This is a genomic window from Syntrophomonas wolfei subsp. wolfei str. Goettingen G311, from assembly GCF_000014725.1.
In the GTDB taxonomy this organism is placed as follows: Bacteria; Bacillota; Syntrophomonadia; order Syntrophomonadales; family Syntrophomonadaceae; genus Syntrophomonas; species Syntrophomonas wolfei.
In genome coordinates, this window is sequence record NC_008346.1 from 2,304,737 (window position 1) to 2,328,986 (window position 24,250).

At 43.4% G+C, this 24,250-nt stretch carries 21 protein-coding genes, 2 tRNA genes and 2 pseudogenes; 10 read left to right on the forward strand and 15 right to left on the reverse strand.

All coding sequences use genetic code 11. From position 1 onward, the window contains the following. Positions 1–157 precede the first annotated feature (157 nt). Positions 158–409, reverse strand: coding sequence for a YvrJ family protein (locus SWOL_RS15175; RefSeq protein ID WP_341271077.1), 252 nt, complete (start codon positions 407–409; stop codon positions 158–160). A gap of 252 nt (positions 410–661) precedes the next feature. Here SWOL_RS15175 and SWOL_RS14595 point away from each other — a divergent pair, with 252 nt between their 5' ends. Then, entirely contained in the window at positions 662–829 is a 168-nt protein-coding gene (locus tag SWOL_RS14595; protein ID WP_162010616.1) for a hypothetical protein, read from the forward strand. Here SWOL_RS14595 and SWOL_RS10405 read toward each other — a convergent pair. The 9 genes from SWOL_RS10405 to SWOL_RS10445 all read right to left on the reverse strand — a co-directional run bounded on the left by SWOL_RS10405 (position 808) and on the right by SWOL_RS10445 (position 10,624). After that, positions 808–892, reverse strand: a tRNA-Leu gene (locus SWOL_RS10405). The genes SWOL_RS14595 and SWOL_RS10405 overlap by 22 nt on opposite strands. A gap of 219 nt (positions 893–1,111) precedes the next feature. Then, complete coding sequence (locus tag SWOL_RS10410) at positions 1,112–2,749, reverse strand: ABC transporter substrate-binding protein (RefSeq protein WP_011641399.1); 1,638 nt, start codon at positions 2,747–2,749, stop codon at positions 1,112–1,114. Positions 2,750–3,052: 303 nt separating this feature from the next. Next, positions 3,053–3,616, reverse strand: coding sequence for a lytic transglycosylase domain-containing protein (locus SWOL_RS10415; protein ID WP_011641400.1), 564 nt, complete (start codon positions 3,614–3,616; stop codon positions 3,053–3,055). Positions 3,617–3,665: 49 nt separating this feature from the next. Continuing rightward, positions 3,666–4,256, reverse strand: a complete 591-nt coding sequence (gene coaE, locus SWOL_RS10420; RefSeq protein ID WP_011641401.1) for a dephospho-CoA kinase — start codon at positions 4,254–4,256, stop codon at positions 3,666–3,668. Positions 4,257–4,276: 20 nt separating this feature from the next. Beyond that, positions 4,277–4,912 carry a sporulation membrane protein YtaF gene (ytaF, locus tag SWOL_RS10425; RefSeq protein WP_011641402.1) on the reverse strand — a complete coding sequence of 212 codons (636 nt, stop codon included), beginning with the start codon at positions 4,910–4,912 and terminating at the stop codon, positions 4,277–4,279. Between the two features lie 227 nt (positions 4,913–5,139). Continuing rightward, the gene (gene mutM, locus SWOL_RS10430) at positions 5,140–5,946 is read right to left on the reverse strand and encodes a bifunctional DNA-formamidopyrimidine glycosylase/DNA-(apurinic or apyrimidinic site) lyase (RefSeq protein ID WP_011641403.1); all 807 of its coding nucleotides are present in this window, start codon (positions 5,944–5,946) and stop codon (positions 5,140–5,142) included. 108 nt (positions 5,947–6,054) lie between these two features. Further along, positions 6,055–8,655, reverse strand: a complete 2,601-nt coding sequence (polA, locus tag SWOL_RS10435; protein ID WP_011641404.1) for a DNA polymerase I — start codon at positions 8,653–8,655, stop codon at positions 6,055–6,057. Between the two features lie 260 nt (positions 8,656–8,915). Continuing rightward, positions 8,916–10,010 carry an anti-sigma factor family protein gene (locus SWOL_RS10440; protein WP_041427536.1) on the reverse strand — a complete coding sequence of 365 codons (1,095 nt, stop codon included), beginning with the start codon at positions 10,008–10,010 and terminating at the stop codon, positions 8,916–8,918. A gap of 32 nt (positions 10,011–10,042) precedes the next feature. Then, positions 10,043–10,624 carry an RNA polymerase sigma factor gene (locus tag SWOL_RS10445; protein WP_011641406.1) on the reverse strand — a complete coding sequence of 194 codons (582 nt, stop codon included), beginning with the start codon at positions 10,622–10,624 and terminating at the stop codon, positions 10,043–10,045. A 316-nt stretch (positions 10,625–10,940) separates the two neighbouring features. Between SWOL_RS10445 and SWOL_RS10450 the strand changes: the two genes are divergently transcribed. Beyond that, positions 10,941–11,025, forward strand: a tRNA-Leu gene (locus SWOL_RS10450). Between the two features lie 281 nt (positions 11,026–11,306). Here SWOL_RS10450 and SWOL_RS10455 read toward each other — a convergent pair. From SWOL_RS10455 to SWOL_RS14655, 3 genes and pseudogenes are all read right to left on the reverse strand, one after another. Beyond that, positions 11,307–12,323 carry a 5'-nucleotidase, lipoprotein e(P4) family gene (locus SWOL_RS10455; protein WP_049750133.1) on the reverse strand — a complete coding sequence of 339 codons (1,017 nt, stop codon included), beginning with the start codon at positions 12,321–12,323 and terminating at the stop codon, positions 11,307–11,309. 53 nt (positions 12,324–12,376) lie between these two features. Continuing rightward, a pseudogene (locus SWOL_RS10460) lies at positions 12,377–12,610 on the reverse strand (P1 family peptidase); the annotation flags it as partial. Between the two features lie 511 nt (positions 12,611–13,121). Next, positions 13,122–13,745 carry an alpha-helical endospore appendage domain-containing protein gene (locus tag SWOL_RS14655; RefSeq protein WP_175574640.1) on the reverse strand — a complete coding sequence of 208 codons (624 nt, stop codon included), beginning with the start codon at positions 13,743–13,745 and terminating at the stop codon, positions 13,122–13,124. 536 nt (positions 13,746–14,281) lie between these two features. Between SWOL_RS14655 and SWOL_RS10470 the strand changes: the two genes are divergently transcribed. Both SWOL_RS10470 and SWOL_RS15355 read left to right on the forward strand, forming a co-directional pair. After that, positions 14,282–15,406 carry a glycosyltransferase gene (locus SWOL_RS10470; RefSeq protein ID WP_041428028.1) on the forward strand — a complete coding sequence of 375 codons (1,125 nt, stop codon included), beginning with the start codon at positions 14,282–14,284 and terminating at the stop codon, positions 15,404–15,406. Positions 15,407–15,658: 252 nt separating this feature from the next. Continuing rightward, positions 15,659–16,144 (forward strand): alpha-helical endospore appendage domain-containing protein, encoded by a 486-nt coding sequence (locus SWOL_RS15355; protein ID WP_479725398.1) that lies wholly within the window; start codon positions 15,659–15,661, stop codon positions 16,142–16,144. Positions 16,145–16,300: 156 nt separating this feature from the next. Here SWOL_RS15355 and SWOL_RS10475 read toward each other — a convergent pair whose 3' ends face one another. Beyond that, complete coding sequence (locus tag SWOL_RS10475; RefSeq protein WP_207635291.1) at positions 16,301–17,248, reverse strand: glycoside hydrolase family 130 protein; 948 nt, start codon at positions 17,246–17,248, stop codon at positions 16,301–16,303. A gap of 254 nt (positions 17,249–17,502) precedes the next feature. Next, positions 17,503–17,673 (reverse strand): annotated as a pseudogene (locus SWOL_RS14085) (type II toxin-antitoxin system Phd/YefM family antitoxin); the annotation flags it as partial. Positions 17,674–18,283: 610 nt separating this feature from the next. Here SWOL_RS14085 and SWOL_RS10480 point away from each other — a divergent pair. The 6 genes from SWOL_RS10480 (at position 18,284) to SWOL_RS10495 (ending at position 24,191) form a co-directional block, all read left to right on the forward strand. Next, on the forward strand, positions 18,284–20,074 hold the full coding sequence (locus SWOL_RS10480) for a MutS-related protein (RefSeq protein WP_011641413.1): 1,791 nt from the start codon (positions 18,284–18,286) through the stop codon (positions 20,072–20,074). Continuing rightward, positions 20,064–20,276, forward strand: coding sequence for a zinc-ribbon domain-containing protein (locus SWOL_RS15325; RefSeq protein WP_155814211.1), 213 nt, complete (start codon positions 20,064–20,066; stop codon positions 20,274–20,276). Before SWOL_RS10480 ends, SWOL_RS15325 begins: the two co-directional genes overlap by 11 nt. Positions 20,277–20,319: 43 nt before the next feature. Next, entirely contained in the window at positions 20,320–20,571 is a 252-nt protein-coding gene (locus tag SWOL_RS14420; protein WP_155814212.1) for a hypothetical protein, read from the forward strand. A 196-nt stretch (positions 20,572–20,767) separates the two neighbouring features. Beyond that, entirely contained in the window at positions 20,768–21,259 is a 492-nt protein-coding gene (locus tag SWOL_RS10485; RefSeq protein ID WP_011641414.1) for a peptidoglycan-binding domain-containing protein, read from the forward strand. A gap of 32 nt (positions 21,260–21,291) precedes the next feature. Continuing rightward, the gene (locus SWOL_RS13725) at positions 21,292–22,956 is read left to right on the forward strand and encodes a sigma-54-dependent Fis family transcriptional regulator (protein ID WP_011641415.1); all 1,665 of its coding nucleotides are present in this window, start codon (positions 21,292–21,294) and stop codon (positions 22,954–22,956) included. A gap of 380 nt (positions 22,957–23,336) precedes the next feature. Then, positions 23,337–24,191 (forward strand): 3-hydroxyacyl-CoA dehydrogenase family protein, encoded by an 855-nt coding sequence (locus tag SWOL_RS10495; RefSeq protein ID WP_011641416.1) that lies wholly within the window; start codon positions 23,337–23,339, stop codon positions 24,189–24,191. The last annotated feature ends 59 nt before the right edge of the window (positions 24,192–24,250 follow it).

Below are 24,250 nucleotides of genomic sequence, written 5' to 3' on the forward strand. Positions count from 1 at the left end.
AACAGCGGTAAGGTCATTTTCCGGGGTATCTTTACATGAACCAACCTTTTGTACTAACAAGGTTCTACCTTAAGACTTATTTATGCATGGATAAATATAATATAGCATTAGACTTTTTAGGGGAGAACATTTGTGATTCCCCCCTTTATTATTAGCCTCATGACGGAGGATAAGCAGCACTCTTTTCAGAAAGGGAGTTTCCGGATACATGGGTATTACGGCTGCCGCTCCCATATTCCCGGCTCGGGAGGGTGATAATACATTCGCGCAGCTCCGCTATAGCCCGGGTGAGATCGCCCAGCTTGTTCTCTATGCGGATGAGCAGATAGGCTGCCACGGCTATGGGAAAGCCCACATTGGCGATAAGGTTCAGCATACCTTCCATTTTTCTCACATCCTTTCCAGGCATAACAACATAAATAAAGATGCAAAAACGAGCGGGACTTGCCCGCCCGCTTCCTGTCACAGGCTTTCAGGACAATTACAAACCATTCAGCAACAAATGGATCGAGTCGTAGATGCTATTAAAAAAGGACTGCCCTTTGAGCATATGTCCTCCTATTTCTCAGAATTGGGAGAACAAAAAAAGTACCTCGAATCCCAACTAGCTAACTACCGTTCCCCGTTTGCAGAAATCACTCGGCAAGATGTCCTTAACTATATGAAAAAGCAACAAGGACGACTGGTCTTTAATACATCAGCAGAAACCAGAAAAGAAATAATGACCTCCTATGTAAAAGAGGCCAAAGTTCTTGGCAAAAATATTGATATATTGTTAAAACTTCAATTAAAAAGTTCGCATAACGCTGGTGTCGGAGGGGGGACTTGAACCCCCACCCAGTTACGGATACGCCCCTCAAACGTACGTGTCTGCCCGTTCCACCACTCCGACATTTAAACCATCCGGGGTTTTTCTTTAAAAAAAGTCTCCCCGACAACGGGTATTATACAATAGGATTCACCTTAAGTCAATTGCTCCGGCAACAGTCTCTTTTCTAGCTTATCCCCAATTTTACCTGCTTGAATCTTATACTACAGTCGGAATCTCATTTCGCTATTTGACATAGCTATTTATGAAAAATTGTAATATAAAGTAACTCCCGGAAGTAAATCAAACCTTCTCTTTTATTATATCTCCCTCCTGGTTTACCCCTGGTTTGAAAAGTTCTACCTGGTACCAGTCTATCATTTCCATAGCATCAATTGTAAGGGAATCCACATCTTTACCCAGGAGTTTGGCCGCTTTCTTTTGGTAGAGCCACAGGCAAGGGGCATCGTCTACAACGATTTGCTCTGCCTTACGCAGCAAAGCGCTCCTTTCTTTCTCATTAGTTGCGGCCCGGGATGACTCCAAAATCTTATTCACCTGGGGGTTATTGTAGCCGGAGAAATTGCTGTTCCCCATCTGAGAAGAATGATACAGGCTATAGAGGAAGCTGTCAGCATGGGGATAATCGGCTTTCCAACCCAGACGGAAAAAACTCATATTCATACTGGACATTTGTTTGCGATAATAGTCCCAGTCCAGGGCCTGGGTTTGAACGGTGATGCCCAGCTGGGCAAGCTGTGCGGCAACGGCTTCAGCCACCATCTTATGGGCTTCGCTGTTATTATAGGTTAAGAGCAAAGGGGGTAAATCACGGCCACCCGGGTAGCCGGCTTCTTCCAGTAGTTCTTTGGCTTTTTCCGGCTTGTAGCTATAACCCTGCATCTCTTCGCTGTAGCCTGGAATCCCTGTAGGGATAGCTCCTTTAGCGGGAAGGCAACTGCCCCCGAATACTTCATCATTAATCTTCTTCCGATCAATGGCATAATTAAGGGCCCGGCGCAAGTAATAATTGCTGGCAAAAGGTTTTCTGTTCAGGTTAAAAACCAGGGAATAATTCTCCAGGACAGGCTTTTCGATATATAGGCCCTTATACTCAGAAGCTTTTCTTATTTTCTTTATTTCTTCCAGGGGTACAGTGTCCAGGTAATCTAATTTTCCTGCCTTATAATCATCCATGGCCTGCAGTTCATCGGGGAAAACCTGCACATTTATGGCCGCCAGGCGGGGATTACCTCGGTAATATTTCTCATTTTTAATCAGGAAAAATTTCTTATTTTCCTTATTTTCTTGAAAAATGAAGGGGCCCGTACCTGCCAGGGGATCATTATTATCCTCACTGTCAAAAACCCAGAATAGCGGGTGGCCCAGAAAATAAATGAATACTCTGTTCGGCTGGAGCAAAGTGATTTTCAAAGTATGCTCGTTTAAGACCTTAATTCCATAAATATCTATATTCTTGCCCTGCAAACGTTCCGCACAGCCAGCTATAGGCAGGAAAAGGCTCACATTAGACCAATCCTCAATGCTGCCAAGATTTCTCTCCCATGACGCCTTAACATCGGCGGCAGTTAGCTTTTTCCCATTATGAAACTTCACATCTCCCCTGAGATAAAGGGTAAGCGATTTGCCATCGCTAGAATACTTCCACTTCCTGGCCAAAGCTGGTTTAATCTCACCCTTCTCTTCATCAAAACAGAGCAGGCCTTCATAGATGGTGGAAGCCAGTAACCTCTCGGGGTGATTGCTCAGTTTGGCTGGCTCGATGCTGTTGATTTCACCTACCAGTCCAAGATTAAAAGGGCGAGTGTCCAGGTTGGCGGTGTAGACCGCTACCTGACGCCAATGTACAATGGAAGCCAAAACTACTATTAAGCCACAGAAAACAATAAACAGGACTATTCTCTTGCACCGGATAATCAAAGCAAATGCCCTCCTTATTTTAACTCTCTTCTAGGACATTTATATTTAAGGTAAATGGATAAAATTCCTTAATTGCTTGATTATGGTATAAAAATAGCCTGTATTAAGCTGATGTTTTTTAAGGTGAGGAGTAAGGGGTTATTGGTCATCAGGCGTCAGGCATCAGGTGTCAGTCATCGGGAGACGGAAGACAGAAGAAGCATCTACCACCTCGCTTTTCATCGGCGCGTATTGCCTGACACTCAGGCAAAATCACTTCGTGTTAAGTAGATATGAGCGCTGTGTGACGGGCCGGAGGATGTTCTACTGGTAAATAGCCCGGTAGGCTTCATAGTTTTTCAAAACAATCTTGACATAATTTCTGGTTTCTTCAAATGGTATTTTATCAATTTTCCCCGCATCACCATCCCAAATTCCCTGTACTCGCCACTCCTTCACCTTTCCCCGGCCTGCATTATAGGCGGCGATAACCAAGGGAAGTTCGCCTTCGAACTCCTGGTTAAGACTGTTTAGATACCAGCAGCCAAAGCTGATATTTAAAGCAGGCTTATTCAATTGCTCCGCTTCAAATCCACTAATGCCTTTCTGTTCAGCTATCCAGGCAGCGGTTTCGGGCATTATCTGCATCAAGCCACGAGCACCCACCGGTGACCGGGCCGTAGGCTGATATTTGCTTTCAGCACGAATTATGGCGAAAACCAGATAGGGATCCACCTGGTTCTCATAAGCGGTATCGAATACAATATCCCGGTGGGGCTGCGGGTAGAAATAACTTATCCACTGGGGAAAGGTTAAAACCATTAATAGAAAGATAAGGATAGAAACCCACAGGCTAATAGAAAAGCGCTTTTTCTTTTTTTTGCTCAAGAATAACCCACCCCCCAAGTAGTATAATACATCTTATTTGTAGATTAGCTTAAATATTGTTGAAATATCTGGTGGCCTTTGCTATTGTTTCCTCTATGCTACCGCAATTGTCAATAACTAGATCAGCCCGCCGGGCTTTTTCATCCAGGGGCATCTGGGAGTCTATACGGCTTATCGCATCACTCCGGTCAATAGCATCTCGAGCCATAAGCCGTTTTATTTGCGTCTCGCGATCCACCCAGACCACCCAGACCTGGTCAAATAATTTTTCCATGCGGGTTTCATAGAGCAGGGGGATTTCCATTACTACAATAGCCTCAGGCTGCTCTTGCTCAATTTGGGCCAGCTTTAATTTAATCTCCTGCATAATAGGAGGGTGGGTTAGCTGGTTGAGCAACTTTAGTTTTTGTGGATCTTTAAACACTATACCCCCCAGTTCTTTACGGTTGATTGTCCCATCTGCATTCAATATCTCTTTTCCAAAGTTATCTATCAAATCATAATAGGCAGTTTTACCTGGTTCAATAACCTGATGGCCTATTTTGTCCGCACTAAGCAAGACTGCTCCCATTTCTTGCAGGACCCTGGCTACCATACTCTTACCACTGGCAATACCACCTGTTAGGCCTATCGTTTTCATATTTTTCAAGCTCCGTTCTGCTACATTATTTCGAGAATTCCCAGGCTTATCAGCATAAGGCCGGGTATCAAGGAGGAAATTAGCTGCCAGCGCTCGGCTTTTATCTTAATTCCCAATTGCAACCCACAATTTACTAGTATAAATTTTAACACACCCACAGCCAGGGCTGTTAATAGAATATTGAAACCTGCGAGGGCCACTCCGATACCTGCCCCCAGTGCATCCATAGCCAGAGCCAGCCCGAGAAAAAAAGCTTCCCGGGTGCTGATCTCACCGGATAAATCAAAATCAGCCCGGGCTGGTTCTTTTAGTATATGTATGATTATGCCCAAAGGCTTGATGTTCAGGCTAAAAAGGGGCTCTTCGCCTATCTCATCCATACTCTCTATTCTATCCCGACAGGCAGAGAGCAAAAAGCAAACTCCGATAAGCATCAGCATTACCGCTCCCAGGCGACTGGCAAAATCAGAAGGGAATATGGCGGCCAGCCCTCTTCCACATAACATGGAAAAGCTAACGGCCAGAGCTGAGGCCATAGCTATAACCAGCAGCGAAACCAAGGGAACCTTAATTTTCTTTAAACCGTAGGCCATGCCGGCAAAAAACCCGTCACTGCTCACTGCCAGGGCAAACAAGAGAATATGAAAATACTCCACCAGAGGCCACTCCTATCCCGCATCTTAGTTATATAGCTACAATATGGATAGAAGTATGAATATGTTACCCGGGTGTTGGGTCGCTGCCTCTCCCCTGTATATATCATAGGGACGGTTTGTGGCCCCCTGTCATGCAGGGTTAGTAAGAAAAGTGAGGAGTAAGGGGTAAGGGGTGGAGGTTACGGTGACAAAAGAACCGTCCCCTTGACACGCGGAAAAGGAATTGTTTACTGCTGGCATTTCTCGCAGTAATGGCTGCTTCTGCCACCGATTCTGCTTCTTTTCAGAGGCTGGCCGCAGTTGGGGCAGGCTTGATTAAAACGGCCATAGACTTGCAGGTGGTTTTGGAACTCCCCCGGTTGTCGCTTACCGTCTCGGTAATCGCGAAAAGTGGTGCCACGATATTTAATGCTCTTTGCCAAAACTTCTTTGATGCCGCAGCACAAGCCTTCAATCTCTCGCACAGAAAGGGAAGCAGCCTGGCGATCAGGCCTAATCCCCGCCATAAACAGGGCTTCATCGGCATAGATGTTGCCGATGCCAGAGATAAGGTTCTGATTCAAAAGCAGATTTTTTATGGCAGTTTGGCGTCCTTGCAAAACCTGTTCCAGGTAGCGGGGGCAAAACTCCTCACTCAAAGGCTCTTTTCCCAGCCGGGAAAAGAAGCATTGGGTATCCTTAAGCAGCCATAGCCCCCCGAAACGACGAGCATCCTGGTATAAAAGCTTAAGCCGCTTATCCAAATGGATTATCACATGCACATGCGGTTCTAGAACCGTAGTTTCTTCCTCTTGTATATAAAGCCTGCCGCTCATACCCAGGTGAAAAACCAGGAACAGGCCGTTGTCCACGGCCAGGATAAGATACTTGCCCCGGCGGGACGCTTCTTCTATGATCTGACCAGTAAGCTCTTCCAGGGCATAGTCCCGGCAGCGTAATATATCCTCACGCCGGATTTCTAGTTCTTTGATTCTAAGCGGCAGAATTTCCTGCAGGTTATTCTTGATCGTCTCGACCTCCGGTAATTCCGGCATAATACCCCCTCTTTCCCTCTACCCGATCTCCGATACCGGTCTCCGATAACTGTCTTCCGCCCTCTGCCTTCCCTCTTCCGTCCTCCGCCTTCAGTCTTCCGTCTTCCGCTACTCCATCTCATACCAGTTAGGACCGGTCTTAAGGGATACTTCCAAGGGTACTTTCAAGCTGCAGGCGTTCTCCATACAGTCCCGTAAGAGTCCGCTCACTTCTTCCAGTTCCGTCCGAGGCAGTTCCAGAAGCAGTTCATCATGCACCTGCAATAGCAAGCGAGCCTGAAGCCGGCGCTTCCTTATCTCTTCATCCACCTTGATCATAGCTAGTTTGATTATATCAGCAGAAGTTCCCTGCACCGGGGTATTAAGAGCCATACGGCGGCCAAAGGCCTGCACCATCTTATTCCTGGCATTGAGTTCGGGCAAGTAACGGCGGCGTTTCAGCAAAGTCTCAACATAACCGTGGCGGCGTCCAAACTCCACTATATCTTCCATATATTTTTTTACGCCGGGATAGCTGTTAAGGTAATTGTCGATATATTTACGGGCTTCTTTACGACTGACCCCGGTGTCCCGGGCCAGGCCAAAATCACTGATACCATATATTATGCCGAAATTGACCGCCTTGGCCCTTCTCCTCAGCTCGCTATCCACCCATTCCACCGGCACATGAAAGATTTCCACCGCTGTCCGCGTGTGAATATCCACCCCGCTTTTAAAGGTTTCAATCAATCGCTCGTCCCCGCTGATATGGGCCAGGGAGCGCAGGTCAATCTGGGAATAGTCCGCCGCCATAATAAGCCAATCCGGACCCGGAGCCACGAAGGCCTGGCGAATCCGGCGTCCTTCTTCCATTCTGATAGGGATGTTCTGCAGGTTGGGCTCCACGCTGGACAGGCGTCCGGTTGCAGTCTGGGCTTGTTTAAATATGGTATGTACCCGGCCGGTTTCCGGGTGTATCAACTCCTGCAAAGCATCAGCATAGGTAGATTTTATTTTGCTGAGCTGGCGATAATTTAAAATGTGAGCTATTATCTCATGCTCCTGGTAGAGTTCCTCCAGGACTTCCGCCCCGGTGGAATAACCGGTTTTACCCTTCTTTATTACTCTAAGACCCAAATCCTCAAAAAGCACTTTACCCAATTGTTTGGGTGAATTTATGTTAAAACTGCTTCCCGCCAGCTCGAAAATCCGTTCCTCATGGCCGGCTATCCCACTGGCCAGTTCCTCAGAAATCCGGGCCAGGGTACTCCGCTCCACCTTCACCCCGCAAAATTCCATCCGGGCCAGTACTTCCGACATGGGCATCTCTACCTCTTGCAAAAGCTCCCGCAGTTCCGCCGGGATTTGCCCCTCCAGCTGGAAATAGAGTTCTCTTATCGTGTTGACCAATGCCGCCAGGTTATTTTCCGCTATGTTAAGCTGCAGGTGTTTCTTAAGGCAGGCATCCAGTTCATCACCCTCAAAAGCCGGATCATCTACATAGGCCAACAGCATGGTATCCCCCGCAACTCCCCTGAGCTCAATTCCGTGTCTTAGTAGCAAAACCTGGATGAATTTGGCGTTATGCAGATACTTCTTAATCACTGCCGACTCCAGTAAAGCTTTTATCCACTGCAGTTTATAATCATCCCCAGCTTCCAGTTTCAGCTGGTAAACCCGCTCGCTGTATTCCAGGAAAACGCCCTGCAGACTAGCCCACATAGGATGATGGTAACTGCTCTGGAAGTACAGGGCCACGCTCTCCCCTTGCTTTATTTCTTCCAGTAAAGCTGTCACATCTTCTTCTCTTTCCAAGAACAGTACTTCTATCTCCTGCTTTAGCGGGGCCATTCCCTTCTCCCGCTCTTTCTCCTGCAGGATTTTCAGGAAATTATTGAATTCCAGGCTGCGGTACAGCTCCAACAGTTCCGGGTAATGGGGTTCCCGCATTACATAGTCCTCTATCGAAAAATCCAACTCCATATCGCGGTTAATGGTGGCCAGCTGCCGGCTGAGAAAAGCCTGCTCCCGGTTCTGCTCCAGCTTTTCCACGAGCTTCTTGCCTTTGACTTGCGGCAAATTCTCATAGAGATTCTCCAGGCTGGTAAATTCCTGCACTAGCTTCATGGCAGTCTTCGGGCCTACCCCGGGAACCCCGGGGATGTTATCGGAAGCATCCCCCATAAGGCCCTTTATTTCCACCATCTTTTCCGGCTCTACTCCCCACTTGTCTTTGACCCCCTGGGGATCATAGAGTTCCATCTCACTTATGCCTTTTTTGGTCAGCAAAACCTCAACCTGTTCCGAAACCAGCTGCAGGGCATCACCGTCACCGGTTAGAATGACGGTCTTTAACCCTTGTTCTTCCGCCTTTTTGCTCAAAGTACCGATTATATCGTCCGCTTCATAACCCTGCATCTCCAGGTACTCTATATTCAAAGCTGCCAGAACATCACGCAGCAGCTGGAATTGTCCCCCCAATTCCTCCGGAGGAGCCGAACGATTGGCTTTGTATTCGCTATACAGCTCATTACGAAAGGTACTGCGATCTTTATCAAAAGCTACGGCAATATGCGTAGGCTGAATCTCAGCCAGCACCCGGTTGAACATGGTCAGGAAACCGTATACCCCATTGGTGTAAACCCCGGCGGAATTATGCAGCAGCGGCAGAGCATAAAAAGCCCGGTACAACAGACTGTTTCCATCTATGAGTATAAATTTATCGGCCATAAATACCCCATCCTTGTCGTTATTCTACCCGAACCTCCATCCCGTGATGGGTCTGCTTGAGTGGGGGAATCAAGTCCCCCTTGCTCCTCAAAGCTCGTTCCTCATATTAATAATAACATTCTTTCCCCCCAAGAAAAAAAGTATTGGAATTCCCAATACTCTCCTAAAACCTTTTTAATCTCATAATCAATATTCATAAGCTCTTACGGCTTGAATCCAATTTTTGCCAAAACTTTAAAATTAAGCTGTAATCGCTCCAATCATTTTTCTTGAATTATCAAAATGTCTAAGTTAACTTTAGTTCCTTCCGGTTTGTTTTCTTCCATAATAACTTCAATGTTATTAGTATCTTCTCCCTTTTCGGAATTAAAGAGCATTTTATTATCCGGCGCAGAAGCCGCTTTTTCTTTAGCTAATTCCTCTTTTTCATCTTCTCTTGCTTCCTCATTATTTTCTATTTTAACCATGCTTAATTTCTCACTATCGGAAAATTCGCTTTTCTCCAGCAGTAGGGGTTTTTCGTCCAAATCAGGAGCTTGCAGCACTTTATCCTGTCCACTTGCTTCTATAAGATCCGCAACATCAAGCTTCCTCCCAATTGCTTCTAATTCCATTAGAAGCTGAGGGACTTCTTGCGGTTCCACTTCCAGGACCACCCTTCGCGCCTCACTGTTGCCATAAGACCCGGATGTCATACTGTATTTGATTTCCCGCTCATCGGCAATCTCTATTACCTGAGCCAGGGCCGTTGACAGTTCTTTCACCATTATATGGCTGGAATAGCTATCATCCCCGGCAGTCTTGGGCTCCACTTCTTCCTGGGTATTAACCGCCCCTACCCCCACACTCACTTTGGCCCTGGGATTAGTGTCAATCTGAGCTTCCGGTTCAGCGGATTCTCGGTTGCTATTATCCTCTTCCTGATTCCATTTTTGAAAACGCTCTATTATATCCTCGATAGCTATTCGGGGTTTTTTCTGTTCCTTTTTATTCTGCCAGGACACAAGAAAATCCCCGACAGATAGGTAGCTGCTGGCATATATACCTGACGCCAGGGCTAATCCCGCCAATACTGCCGCAATCCATCCGGTCTTTTTGGGTCGGTCGATAGTAGTAGCACTAAATATCTTGTTTTTGTTTTCCTGCAGTCGTTTTTGAACAACGGTGGAGAAATCATTCGGGGGCAGCGGTGATTCCAATTGCTGCATAATACCACGAAGAAGCCGGTAATCATCCAGCTCTTTACGGCAGTCTGCACATTGAGCAAGGTGGGCTTCCAGTGCTTTTGTTTCTTTCTCACTTGTCATTTCATCAATGTAGGCTGAAAGCAGCTCACTGACCTGCTCACATTTCATGACTTTTTCCTCCCGGTTTTTAGACGAGATGGCTAGGGCAAAAGTTCCCTCTCTACCCATTGTTTCCTTAAAATACTTCTGGCTCTGCTAAGACGCGACTTGACCGTGCCCACCGAACAATTCAAAACATAAGCGATTTGTTCATAACTCAAGTCCATACTATCCCTTAAGATTATTACCGCTTTATGTTCAGGCTTCATCTGGTCTAAGAGGCCTTGTATGTATTGTGATAATTCTTTCTGTTCATATACCCGATCTACCGGGGGCGAAGGGTCCACTATTTCCCTCTCAACTTCACTACCACGACTGGTAACGGCTGCTTCGTCCAACGAAAGAGGAACAATCCTTCTCTTTCGGCGCCTGAGTTCATCCAGGCAAACATTAGTGGTAATTCGAAATATCCAGGTGCCAAAACTGGAATTTCCCTTAAAAGTCTTTAAGGAACGAAAGGCTTTTAGAAAAACTTCCTGAGACATATCATACGCATCATCTTCATTCCCCATGTACCTGAAGCTTAAAGCATAAACTTTGTTTTGATATTGCAAAACCAATTTTTCAAAAGCCTGAGTGTCACCCTCCATACTTTTCTTCACCAGTTCTTGTTCTGATTGCATAAGGTATTTCTCCTTAAAAAAGTTGGAAATAGGCTTAAATTCTTATTCTTATAAAATCAATACTATAAAGTTTTCGCCATCTTTTATAAAATTCCTTTTGTTATTTCCCTGCCTTGTTATAACAAGAGGTGAAGCTTTTACCTGCCTCTACCAAAGGTTGACAGAAGCACAGATAAAAGGAAGACTCATTTTTACCCCTTTTTTCCTCCCCGTTACTTTTCCCTTTTCAAAAAAACACTATCCCCATACCTTATCAATCTTGACAAGGCTAAAAGAGGCTACTATAATTATCTTTGCATTGGAATTTAAAAAACCAGCCAGAGTGTCGGAATTGGCAGACGAGCGCGACTCAAAATCGTGTGCCTTACAGCGTGTGGGTTCGAGTCCCACCTCTGGCACCATAGGAAAAACAGGGGCTTAAAAGCCCCTTAATTATTTTCTGATATTCAGTTTGGTAAATTTTTTGCCAATTTTACTGCCGTTTGGTTTTAAACAAATCTTAAGCTTTCGTTCTCGCTTATCCAAAAATGGCAGGTTTTTTACATCGGAACTGCGGAGCAGTTCCAACACTCCGCTGCAACGAGGCGGGGGATTAGAACCCGTCACCTGTTTTGTTAATAGGCGACCGCTTAGCAGGGGGCATATTTCACCTCGTTATAATAATAAGTATGGGTTGTTACTTTTATTGATTTTGCAACAAAATTTCTCTTCTTATTTCTACAGTTTGTTCTAGACTCAATCCTTTTTTGTTATTCACCATAGTCTTCTCCCAATCGCCATACATTGGATTAGGTAAAACTATAAACTTCTTACCCCATTTTTCTTTAAACTCATCTACTGCCTTAGCTCTACCTTCTAAACCTAAAGAAGGTGAAAATGCATCAGAAAAGTCTTCTAAATTATCGCCCATTAGTAATACTACATTATGATCTTTTTCTACTAAATTTCTTCTACTCTCTTTACTGGATGGAGTCCCATCTTCTCTTACCATTAAATATTTTTCATCCTTTGCAGGAAATCCGAGTTGTTTTAAACTTTCTAAAGTATACCCCTTAATTCCAGGCCATCTATTTGTAATGTAGAATACTTCTCCTCCATTATCCACAACATAATTTAAAAATCCTACTGATCCAGGTATTGCCTTAGGTGCATCGGATGCAATCCATTCTTCCCAAGCTTGAGTAGTCCATTCCTTACCACCCATTAATTGACATGTATAAGAAGTGCTATCTATTATGGTATCATCAATATCAACAATAACTGCTAATTTTTTCTTTGATTTATTCTCATCCATAGCTTTATCAAACATCATCTTTGCTAAATTAAATGCTTGATAACTGTTAGCCCTATTTTCACTAGACATTAACCATAGGGTTCCCGATACATTTTGCTCTAACAATGGACTACTTGATATTTTACTGCCATCTGTAATAATAACTTGATTATTTTTGCCATCCCAAGATACTTCTTTATTATCCTGTTCTGCAAAAGTCCTAAGGGGAACATAAGTTGTTCCATTATGTACAAATGGCTTTTCACCCTCGCCAAAACTTATCTCTTTACCATTCAACTGAATTGTAATATCATTATCGCTTAGCTGTATGGTTTTAAGTAATGGTTTAGCAAACACTGTACTAGTCATGATGGCAATCATCAATAAAGTAATAATTACTGTCCTTTTACTCAAATTAAGTTTCAATATTATCACTCCATATAATAGTTTAATCTTTAACCCCTTAATTCCTTATATGACTAAAATCCATAGGCTGATTCAGCAGACTTTATAGCATTTATAACTGCTCTTTCCATTGTTTTTACTGTTAAAAATCCTGCAACATTTATATCTGCTTCTATTTTCCCCGTAGCCATGGTGAAAATAGTATCTCCATCAAATATAGAATGGGCTGGTCGCATAGTTCTTCCGTAACCATTATGAGACATAGAAGCTATTTTATTGACTTGTGATTTTGTAAATATTCCATTAGTAGGCTATTATTACTCCTGTTACACCTTCTCCGCCCAATAATCCTGATAAAAGTATAGTACCTTTCTCCAATGTATCAGAAAATGCTCATAAACAAAGGGTTTCCAGACATTGAGTTTTTCTAGCGGCTATTGTTAATAATTTTCTACCGCCGACTACATCTTTTGGCTGGTATATCCATTAGTATTCTTAGAAACACTTCTATCCCAATTGCCAAATTCCTGCAAAATAGTTATGAGTTGTAGATTATTCTTCTTATTTATTTAATCAGTAATTATTATCCAGGCACTATTCTTATGAACCATTCCTTTAGCCTCAGCAGCTGATTCAGCTTGTCAGAGGCTTCCCTCTGCACCTTTTCCCGAACACATGAATACATGTGGTAAGTTATAATAACCTGCATTACCTGGATGTAGACTCTCAAGTATAATGAAACCATAATTTTGCAAATATTTACAGCAGGCTGGCAAAAAAATAGACCCCCTAAAGTGAAGGGGGTCGTTGGGACATCAATTACACTTGCTCGAGAATTTTCGCGTGAGCGGCTACATAAATCGTCCCAGGAATACTACTTACATCAACATTAAATGTATAGGTTGTAAAATAGCCATCGGGGACAGAAGGATATTTGTATGGAAACAGTCCAGGAGAATGAGTTTTTGGAACAGAATTGCCAACATATAAATGCACCTGGTGCATTACATAGGGAAAATCGGTTGTGAAGGTTACTAATAAGTTAGTGCCTTGGCGAAGAAGGTTTACCGTACCTACAGGAATTTTGGTTCTTCCCAACCCAAGAACAACAGATTTTTCTATATCCGTACTTTCTAAAGTAAAATACTGAGCATTGCCGGTGCCATACTTTTCTCCCACCCCCCAGGCTGAACCTCGGTTAATAAATATAGGAGGAGGAGTGGGAGGTGTGGGAGGTGTAGGCAAGATTGGGGGTATATCCATGATATCCTCAAGTTTAAATTGCAGGAGCATCTGATTTTTTATAAGCGTTTGTAACACCCGCCTGACTTCACGGTTTACGGAGAGTAAGCCCGAAATGGAGGTTGCTTTTACGGATAAACCGGGAAGAGTACCCAATACAGCCTGTAGTTTTTCACCCTCAGCATTAATAATATGGGCCAAGCCAAGTTCTTCCAGGGCTACCGATGCTAATAGCAGGTTAATAACCTGGGTTCTATTTATACTTATTGACGGAGTAATCGTGGGAATAGTCGGTAATGACATATTCAATCAACTCCTTATTGGGGTTATATTATTATTTTATGTTCGCTTTGAAAAAGTGTTAAAGTAATCCATTTATGTTGTAATTTTATATCGTTTGATTAATGTACATCTTAAACTCCGCAGACCTTCCAGGTCAGAAAGCCTGTAAATATGGAAGGCCGGGAAATGATATTTCCAGCATTTCAGCAAAATTTTTATCCTTCAGCTTGCAATCCGCAGTTAACTCTCCTGTCAAGCCACCTTCTCCTTAATCACCTTTTTTATTAACAGACCCTTTTTAAATGATTCTGCAAACACGCCTTTGTCTTCAATACATATTATGTAGATAAGAAATCTATTTTGATATCTTGTGGAACTATGAGCTCTCTCCAGTTCTTATTGCTCATTAGGAGGTGCCTGTTTTGAGGCAAAACAAAACAAGCCTGTCTTTAGCAATGATTGTAAAGGATGAAGAAAACTGTATAAAGAGATGTTTAGATAGCGTAATAAACCTAATAGACGAAATTATCATTGTCGATACCGGGTCAACAGATAAAACCATAGAAATTTGCCGTTCCTATAACGCCCAGGTTTTCCCTTACCCATGGAATAATAACTTTGCCGAGGCCCGCAACTTTGGACTGGATAAAGTTACCGGGGATTGGGTTTTATGGTTGGATGCAGATGAAGAAGTGGTTGCGGAAAATAGGAATCAGCTAAATAAAGGAACACACTTTGATGATTATGATGCTCTCTCGGTCCCGCTTATTAATTTCTATGGTGAAAAGGTTGATTATGATGAGGTTGTCCAAATAGCCCAACCCCGGTTTTTTAGAAACCATATGGGCTTCCGTTTTGAAAATAAAATCCATGAGTGGCTTAACCTTTCCTCCGCTTATGAACAAGACCGGGTAGGGTTTTTAGATTTTAAGATTTATCATTACGGTTATATGAACTCACAGGTAGATAATAAACAAAAATTTAATCGGAATGTCACTTTATTACTGCAGGAACTAAAAGAAGAACAAAGTCATGCCTGGACTCATTATTATCTGGCGGCGGAGTATTATCGAAGCAAAGATTTCAGAAAAGCCTTCAAACATGTTAATCAATCTATAAGGCTGTTTTTAAATGAAGGAATCATCCCACCGCCTTCGATGCTCTATAGACTGAAATACTCGATTTTACTTGAAACTGGAAGCTGGGAGGGTGCATGGCCTGCCATCCAATCTGCAGTTCGAATGTACCCTGATTATGTGGATTTGAATTTCTATATGGGAGTGATCCTTTACTACAAACAAAAATATCAGGAAGCATTGGATTGTTTTAAAGTATGTATCCAGTTAGGAGAAGATAATCTGAAATATTTAAGTATCAAAGGAGCAGGCAGTTTCAGAGCCTGGTATTACATCGGGCTTTGTTTGGTAAAATTAAACTCTCAAGAGGAAGCCTTCCTGGCGTATCAGCAGGCGATAACGATTTCTAATAACTTTGTGCCTGCTCGTGAAGCAATTGCTGAACTGATAAGTATGCAGCCTAAGCTTGGGGATTGTATTAAAAATCCTAATCCTGAGTTATAAAAAGCAACAGTTAAAACAACGAAGAATGAATGGTGACCTAACCCCCAAAAATAAACCAGACTTGCTTGAGGTGGAGTTTTGACTCCATCTCAAGCTTTATTTTAGGCCAATTTTTCTAATCTGCGGAAAGAACAACTCATCCCGGGGGTTAGATTTCTATTTTAATACTAGCTGGTTTTTTGTTAACAATAGCGACACAATTGAATATTTTATTAATAAAGTAGATTCAGAAAGGCGTTGAGTAATATGACTATGCCTGAATTCCCTCCTCAGCAATACCGCCCTGATTTATATAATACAATTATCGATCTCCTGGATTCCATCGCCCTGGAAGAAATGGCTTTGTCTCATTTGCTGAATGCGGAAGCGGAGAAAATTCAGCATTTCATTGGTTATATATCATCGTGTACCCCGCCAGATGTTCTAATAGACTTTAATGTGGTCGTAAATGAAACCCTGGAAACAGTAATTATGAAAGAATGGCTTCTCCTTAGAAAGTTGGAGAAAGTCACCCGGTTTTTCCACCAGCAATTCCCGCCGCCAATTCCCCCACGTCCGCCGGTACCGCCATGTCCACCCACACCGCCACGTCCACCGGTACCGCCTTGTCCACCCCCTCCACCGTGTCCGGCGCGGCCATGTCCGCCTATATATCAGTGCCGCCCCCGGTCCACTTGCAAGATATCTTGCAAGCCCAGACGTCCGGTCAAAAAGCATCGATTCCACTACGAAGAATGATCAGGGGATGGGGTATCTAAAGTGTTAGCTTTTTAAAGCATTGGAAGAAACTGCGAAGCAGTTTCAACACAGCGCTGCAACGTGGCGGGGGATTAAGAACTCCTCTGCCTGTTTTGTAAATAGGCGACCGCTTAGCGGGGGACATATTTCACCTCGTTATAGAGAATATAGATGTTTCCCTGTCAATGGGTCCAAGCGGAAAACATTACACATCTCATTTAGAATCTGTATATTTGCCAGGCCGATATTCATAACTGTATCATTACCGCCATAATATATAGCTAGCGTATCGTCCTGGCCAGCTAATGCACCGCAAGTGAACACTACATTAGGTACATGGACATAATCAGTCTCCCTAACTAAGCAATCACTTGCACTAGGCATCAATAATGGTTTAGCACTAATACGAAGTTTACTTGGGTTTGTTGGGTCTTCCCGGTCATGGAATGCCACCCCCAGGGTATAAGGATTGCCCGCCATGGTTGAACGTACACCATGAAAGATATTTAGCCACCCATATCGAGTCCTGATAGGCGGGGCGCCTGGACCGATCTTTGCCTGGAATGCGCTCGGTCCGTGACCGCTCCGCATGATTACATTAGCGATTTCCCATGGTCCGGTAGGACCTGCTGCGAAACCTGTACATATTTCTTCAAATGAGCCACCGATATGACCGGAGCCGGCAACTTCCCTGTTTTTATCGTTGGGACGCAGCAAAGCTATCCATTTTTTATTTTTGTCAGGTTCAGGAAATATAACCACATTACGCATATCTTGTTCGGATATTGGGCCATAGCGAACAACGGTCTTAAAGTCCTGGGTTACAGCTATCATAACCTTGACTCTATCAGTAATCTGTCCGTGATAGGCACTGTAAGTCAATACATATAAGCCGCTCCCAACGGGATTAACCCGAATATCTTCCACACCGCCGGCTTCAGATTCGATAATAGAGGCAATATCGACACCCTTAGCAAATAGGTCACTCTCGGTCGCCGGTAATAAAAACGGTCTGGGGTCAATCTTCCAAGCGTTTAAACCATTGTCACTGACAGCTTTTCCTATTACACTACGACCATCAGCAATGTGGGAACGAAAGAGCATTATTGTTTGAGTTTTGCCATTTGCACCAGTCACTTCTGCCATTCCCGCATTATGAACAGTGTAGGTATATAAACGACCATCATTACCCCAGATTTCGTTGACATCATGACATGTTAATATTGGGTTACCAGGGTAACGTACAACGGGTTCATTAATTGTTACCGTTCCCTTGAATCCATTCCACTCAACATATGCTTTGGTGCAACTCAATATAGACTCTCCTTTTTAATTTATAGATGAAGAAGAAACAGTTTCAGCAGTTCTTCCCGCAGCTTTAGCATTTTTTCCCGGCAGGTAAACGCTTCTATATCCATCACCACGAGATCGCCCTCACCGTTTTGGGTAAGATACACCGGTTCGCCCGTAGACCTACACAAATCCGCTATCTCATTATAGTTTTGCCGGATGTTTGCGGACGGTTTAATCTACATGGCATCAACTCCTCGCAGTAAAATTCTAACCATATTATGGCTCTCTCATGCTATAGAATCAGCTGCTTTGCTTATAATCTTTCAATTTCCTGCGACCGCCTTATTCCTAACGCTACTTTCAAATAATCGTTATCCTTTCCGCGCTGGGGCGGCTCGTCGGAAATGGTGTAGGTGGAGGGCCTTGATGATCTTGGCCTCCTGCCATCGGTTAGTACCAGTATAACCTCTTCAGAAAGATATGATTATTCGCGATTGTTGCTAGAACACCATAAAGATAACAGGGGGGCGTTTTTAGTTGCCCCCATGCTTTTTTTATTGAGTTTAATGTATTGCTAGCTAGATTATTGTCTTAAGTAATGGCATAATTTTACTAAGGAGGTTGGAGGTTGCCTATATTCATCAACCAATCCAGCGGGAATTATAACTGAAGCCCGTGCTGGACCGGTCAGCCGACCGCCCGGCTTTAGGTCGGCAAGCGGGCTCCATAATATTGCTGCCACGGTCAGAAATAGATTGCTTTTCCGGTCATTGAATTTTAAGTCCAATCCTGTGATTTATAGGGAAGCAAAAAGAACGTCCCCTTGTTGGCTTGTAGGAGGCTTCGATGTCTGCTGAAAAATTATTTCTTACTCGTTACAATAGCTATCAAAATCTTGAAAAACGGTATACAAAGAGCTTTGACAGGATAAGCAATCTGCGTTTTTTTATATTTCTGGCCGGAGCAGTATTTACTATACTTTGCTCGTTCTTGGGAACCTCGACACAAGCCGTATCTGTTTTACTTTTCTTCCTGGTAATATTTCTTGCCCTTGTCTATAAGCACTCTAAAGTGGAACAGGAATTGAATACGGTTCGTGCCATGCTGGAAATACAGCGCAAATATTTGAGCAGAATGAACGGGACCTGGGTTTCATTTGCTGATTGTGGCCTGGAATTCGTTGATGCTAATCACCCCTACACCTATGATTTGGATATTTTCGGGCCTAAATCGTTGTTTCAATGGATATCAGTGGCTAAAACGGTTTTGGGTAGATACCATTTAAAAACACTTCTGGCCAATCCATCAAAAAACCTGGATAGCATAAAAATGCGCCAGAACGCAGTCAGGGAACTGGCTTCAAAACTTGAATTCTGCCAAAATCTAGAGTGTCATGGCTTGCTGATAAATGAAGTATCACGGGATACCGGGGGATTAATCAGCTATGCTGAAGAATCCGGATCGCTCCCCAAAGCTATACACATCATGCGTTTTTTCCCCCTGGTTACCATTCTGGCCTTGGTAATGTCTATTTCAGCTTGGGGCCTACCCCTTGAGGTTCCCATAGTACTTCTTGCCCTGCAGTTGCTATTATATTTTGCCGGATATCAAAATATTTCATCAGATTTAAGCAGGGTATATTCATTTCAAAAAAGTTTAGGTACCTTTAGGAACATGTTTTTATTAATTGAATCTGAACAATTTAAAGATGATTACTTATCTACTCTGAAATCTGAGTTATATAACCAGGCAGAGCCCGCTTCTATTTGTATGAAACGTCTGGAACGAATATCAGATGCCATTAACTTTCGCTATAATCTTATTTTCTATTTTATTTTTAATCTCTTTCTATTTTGGGATTTCCATTGTGCGGTTTATTTAGAACGCTGGAAAATTCAAAACGCTAAGAAAATTAGAACCTGGTTTGAAACAATTGGAGCCTTTGAGGCTTTAACCAGCCTTTCCGTCATATCCCATATACACCCGGAATGGGGTTTCCCCGAACTTCAGGCTCATGGTATGAAGATTCATGCGCAAGACTTCGGTCATCCCTTAATCCAGCCGGAAAAATGCGTTCGAAATGATATAGATATTGATAAGTATTCTTGTATTATTACCGGTTCTAACATGTCCGGGAAAAGCACCTTCCTGAGGGCTATTGGCATGAACCTGGTTCTGGCCTATGCAGGGGCAGCCGTTTGCGCCCGGAAATTCAGGTGTTCTATTATGGACGTATATACATCTATGGTGATAAGAGACGATTTGATTAATGGTATTTCTACCTTTTATGCCGAATTGACCAGAATAAATATGATATTAAAGCAGGCAGATAAAGGGCAGCCGATGCTTTATTTAATTGATGAGGTATTTCGAGGGACAAACTCCTTGGACCGTATTGCCGGTGCCCAGGTTGTTTTAAGAGAATTGAGCAAGAAGAACGTTATCGGTTTGATTTCTACCCATGATTTCGAGCTTTGCGACCTGGAAAAAGACCCGGAATTAAACTTTAGGAATTACCATTTTGAAGAACAATATGTACAAGGGAGAATTGAATTCGATTATAAGCTTCGTTCCGGCCGCTGTACCACTTCCAATGCCCGATATTTGATGAACATGGTAGGAATTCATGTTCCATAATGAACTTCACCAATCCGGTAACCTATACCGTTACCGCCGTCCCCTAACCATAAAGTGTCCGGTTTGTGGCCTCGAACAACCCGAAACTTCAAAATTTAGCTCTTGCGGTATTTCCCTTAAAAATTGCTGCAGCCAATGTGGGGCTGAATTAAGAGAAGAATGGCAGTACTGTGGAGAATGCGGGCATAAGATTCAAGAATAATAATAGGATTACTGGGTTTAACTATTCCAACAAGGCTCGATGAATGGGCAAAATAACTAAACTGCCTGAACAGACAATATTTATCAGAAGGAGATTGTTAATCACCAGCTTCACCACATCTACAACTGCAATTACCTTATCGGTCTCAAAGGATTTGATGGGAAGCAAGGTGGAGGAAGCAGAGGGGAAGCAGAGGGCTCCTAACCGAAAAAGCCACTATCCTCATGTTTTAAAAGTGCTTTTAGCCTCAACGATTGATGAAATTATAGGATTCATTAATGCCAAAGTGGTCTGAACTCAAGCGGTTTAGTGAACATGATGGTTGGGAGCCCGGGGTTTACCCGTTTTTTTACAGTCAAAACATTATCTATGCTAAGTAGGTCAGTCCCAGGAAACACAAAAAACCCACTCTTCTGTCAAGGGGAATTGAAAAAGACTTAACTATAGCATACAATAGATTTAATAATGATGCTTTAATGGGGAGGAGTTCCATGCAGAAAGGTTATTTTTTCTTTCTGATCCTGGTGCTCGCATCAGCGGTTATTCTGGGCTCTACTATCGGCCTTATAAGTAATGTAAGCTATATGGTTCAAAACACGGACCTTCTTAAGGCTCAATCTGATGAACCGTCTTCTGAAGGTAATATTAACGATACCACTATTCCGGTCGTACCCCAACCAGCCGGAGATGCATCTTCCCAAGATTTGAACCAGTCCAATTCCAGTTCTTCATTTGCACCTTCATCATCCAGCAGTTCCGAGTATATGGTTATAAGCCAGGAAGAAAAAGAACAGATTAAGAGAATGCTTTTCAGCCTGGGCATGGACGAAAAAGATGATTTGGGCCAGTTTGTGCGTGAGTTTCAAAAGAAGAATGCTCTTGAAGCCACTGGGATTCTGGACTCGCAAACCCTGGATACCATAATAAAACAAACGACTCTTCAGGAAGTTAGCCGTAGCCTGAACCGCGGTATCAATGTCTGATCACTACCAGCAGAAGACCTGAGGTGAAGCTAATGTCGCTTAATCTTGAACTTCACTCCCATGACTTGCTTTTATATCCGATTCTGCAAAACATAGATGAAGGCATACTCATAACCGACACCTCACTAAATATCATTTTTTGCAATGAGAACGCAGGAAAGATACTGGGCCTTAATCCTAATCAAATACTGGGTCAAAATGTAGATTGTCTAAAACCCCATTTAACCTTTGATAATATAATCAAAGATCAGCGTAGGATAGTTAAAGATATCAAAGTAATTAATGAAGATGAAGTAAATGTAACCCGGGGGCTGCTGGAGATAAGACCCAAATGCTACGCTGCCTATGCCATATTACATACTATCGACAGTTTTAAGGAGTACCAGCTTAATTCTCTTCTGCAAACTCCTTATGAAGGTATAGCGGTTTTTGATAAAAATGCCCATCTGCTGTATTCCAATGAAGTTTGCCGGGGATTTTTCCCTTGCAATTCCAGCAGCGAGTTGAACCAAAAAATGAGCGCGCTGATTCCTTGGACCAACCTGCAACAGGCCATAGACCGGGGAAAAACATTTTCCACCGAAGTGCTGTCACCTGATGGACAGGCACTAAGATTAGTTTTCCTTCCGATTATGCGGCACAACCGGAGCCTGGGGGTTATCGTAAAGAGCAGTCAGGTGGAACTAAGCCGAATAAATGAATGGGAACAGCTTTTGGAGCAATACCAGCAAGGGACGGCCAGGTATTCCATAAATAACATAGTGGGAAATAACCAGCTTATTTGTGAGCAAAAGGCTCTGGCGGCCAGAGCCGCTCGCAGCGTGTCAACCGTACTTATTACCGGGGAAAGTGGTACGGGAAAAGAGATTTTTGCCCATGCCATACATAATATGAGCCCGCGCCGCAAAGGTTCTTTTGTCAAGGTAAACTGCGCGGCGGTACCCGAGACTTTACTGGAGTCAGAGCTTTTTGGTTATAACGAAGGTGCATTTACGGGAGCCCTCAAAGAAGGTAAACCGGGGAAATTTGAGCTGGCCAACCATGGAACCATTTTCCTGGATGAAATTGCAGATATGTCATTGTCCATGCAGGCTAAACTGCTAAGGGTACTACAGGAAAAAGAAGTAGAACGCATCGGCAGTCTCAGCAGCACCAAAGTAAACATCCGGGTAATCGCGGCCACCAATCAGAACCTGGCGGAGCTGGTTAGTGAGAACAAATTTCGGGAAGACCTTTTTTACCGCCTGAATGTAATTGTCCTTAACCTGCTTCCTTTGAGGCAGAGGGTTGATGATATTCCTTTGCTGAGCCACCACCTCCTGCATCGCCTCAATCAGGAACTGGGAACCAGAGTAGAAAAAATAAACCCGGAAGTTATACAAAGTTTCTGTTCTTATGACTGGCCGGGAAACATTCGCGAGTTAGAAAATACTATTGAGCGGGCTGTAAATTTCTGTGAAGGCAACACTATTACGATAAACGATATTCCCGATAACATAATCCAAAGAAAAAACCATTATTCCTCCACTACAGGGTCTCATTCCAGTCTGGATAATATTCTGGGTAAGCAGGAAAAAGCGCTTATAGAAGAAGTATTGAAAAATTGCGGCGGCAACAAAAGTAAAGCCGCTAAAACCCTCAATATCCATAGATCGGTACTCTACAGGAAACTACATAAATATGATATAAAACTGTAATAGCTATCGTTTTGCGAACTTGTACCTTTTTGTTACACTGTCTTATTTTGCGTCAATTCTCTAAATGTCTTTAATACGGTATTCTTTTTATATGATGTAGCATTTTTGGGACAACCTTTTAGCCAGTAAAGCTGTTATTCCATATGAGAATAGCTCATAAATACGGGTAATATTGGCCCATATGCCGCTTTTCAAAGGCTTCTTAAGTGATTGGTATAATAATTGCATGAATTAGCTATAAGATAATATCTCAGTTATTATAGCTTTTCATAGTATTAAATGAGGTAAGGGGGTGGTTTGACTCTCGTTTCGCCTTAAAGAGAAAAGAAAAGGCTGTATGTACTTATCAGAAAGAAATAATATAAGGGGGTTACAATTTAATGGGATTTAATAATGTTGCTTTACTAGGTGCAGGAACTATGGGACAGGGTATTGCCTGGGCCATTGCCGCAGCCGGCAAGAATGTTATTCTTTATGATATCGATATGAAATTTGTTGACAAAGCCATCGGAGCCATCAAGAAAGGCCTGACCAAAGCTGAAGAAAAAGGCAAAGCTGCTCCGGGAACCGCTGATGCCGTAGTTGGCAGAATCAAAGGAACCACCAACTTTGATGACCTGGCTGCCGGTGATTTAGTTATTGAAGTTGTACCCGAAGTAATGAGCCTTAAGAAAGAGATCTACACCAAATTAGACGCCATGATGGGACCGGATGTCATTCTGGCCACCAACACTTCCTCCCTTTCCATTACCGAAATTGCTGCCATTACCAAAAGAGCGGACAAGGTAATAGGCGTACACTTCTTCAACCCGGCCAATGTAATGAGACTCATCGAGGTAATCCCGGCAGTTCAGACCGCAGATGCCACCGTTGATGCCGTAGTCGAGTTTTCCAAAGAAATCGGCAAGACCCCGGTTAAAGTTAAAGAGGGTCCCGGCTTTGTGGTTAACAGAATACTCCTGCCCGGCATGAACGAAGCTGCTTTCATTTATTATGAAGGTCTGGCAAGCGCTGCCGATATCGACACTGCCATGAAGCTCGGTGCGGGTTGGCCGATGGGCCCCTTAACCCTCTGCGACCTGGTTGGTGTTGACATTGCTCTGGCCGTATGCAACACCCTCTTTGCCGAAACCGGCGATTCCAAATACCGCCCGGCACCCCCGCTGAAACAGCTGGTACGGGCCGGATGGCTGGGAATGAAGACGGGTAAAGGGTTCTATGACTACAAAAAATAGTAGACCATCTCATAAATAGATAATTACGGGGGCTTATTGCAAAATACAGCCCCCCGTTT

Bases quoted from the DNA above. Each gene is read 5' to 3' on its own strand.
- polA (WP_011641404.1), bottom strand. From the start codon at position 8,655: ATGGCCGATAAATTTATACTCATAGATGGAAACAGTCTGTTGTACCGG.
- mutM (WP_011641403.1), bottom strand. From the start codon at position 5,946: ATGCCGGAATTACCGGAGGTCGAGACGATCAAGAATAACCTGCAGGAA.
- SWOL_RS10445 (WP_011641406.1), bottom strand. From the start codon at position 10,624: ATGCAATCAGAACAAGAACTGGTGAAGAAAAGTATGGAGGGTGACACT.
- SWOL_RS15355 (WP_479725398.1), top strand. From the start codon at position 15,659: ATGCCTGAATTCCCTCCTCAGCAATACCGCCCTGATTTATATAATACA.
- SWOL_RS10485 (WP_011641414.1), top strand. From the start codon at position 20,768: ATGCAGAAAGGTTATTTTTTCTTTCTGATCCTGGTGCTCGCATCAGCG.
- SWOL_RS13725 (WP_011641415.1), top strand. From the start codon at position 21,292: ATGTCGCTTAATCTTGAACTTCACTCCCATGACTTGCTTTTATATCCG.
- SWOL_RS10475 (WP_207635291.1), bottom strand. From the start codon at position 17,248: ATGCTCTTTCGTTCCCACATTGCTGATGGTCGTAGTGTAATAGGAAAA.
- coaE (WP_011641401.1), bottom strand. From the start codon at position 4,256: ATGAAAACGATAGGCCTAACAGGTGGTATTGCCAGTGGTAAGAGTATG.
- SWOL_RS15175 (WP_341271077.1), bottom strand. From the start codon at position 409: ATGCCTGGAAAGGATGTGAGAAAAATGGAAGGTATGCTGAACCTTATC.
- SWOL_RS10440 (WP_041427536.1), bottom strand. From the start codon at position 10,010: ATGAAATGTGAGCAGGTCAGTGAGCTGCTTTCAGCCTACATTGATGAA.
- SWOL_RS10495 (WP_011641416.1), top strand. From the start codon at position 23,337: ATGGGATTTAATAATGTTGCTTTACTAGGTGCAGGAACTATGGGACAG.
- SWOL_RS14420 (WP_155814212.1), top strand. From the start codon at position 20,320: ATGGGCAAAATAACTAAACTGCCTGAACAGACAATATTTATCAGAAGG.
- SWOL_RS10480 (WP_011641413.1), top strand. From the start codon at position 18,284: ATGTCTGCTGAAAAATTATTTCTTACTCGTTACAATAGCTATCAAAAT.
- SWOL_RS14595 (WP_162010616.1), top strand. From the start codon at position 662: ATGAAAAAGCAACAAGGACGACTGGTCTTTAATACATCAGCAGAAACC.
- SWOL_RS15325 (WP_155814211.1), top strand. From the start codon at position 20,064: ATGTTCCATAATGAACTTCACCAATCCGGTAACCTATACCGTTACCGC.
- SWOL_RS10470 (WP_041428028.1), top strand. From the start codon at position 14,282: ATGATTGTAAAGGATGAAGAAAACTGTATAAAGAGATGTTTAGATAGC.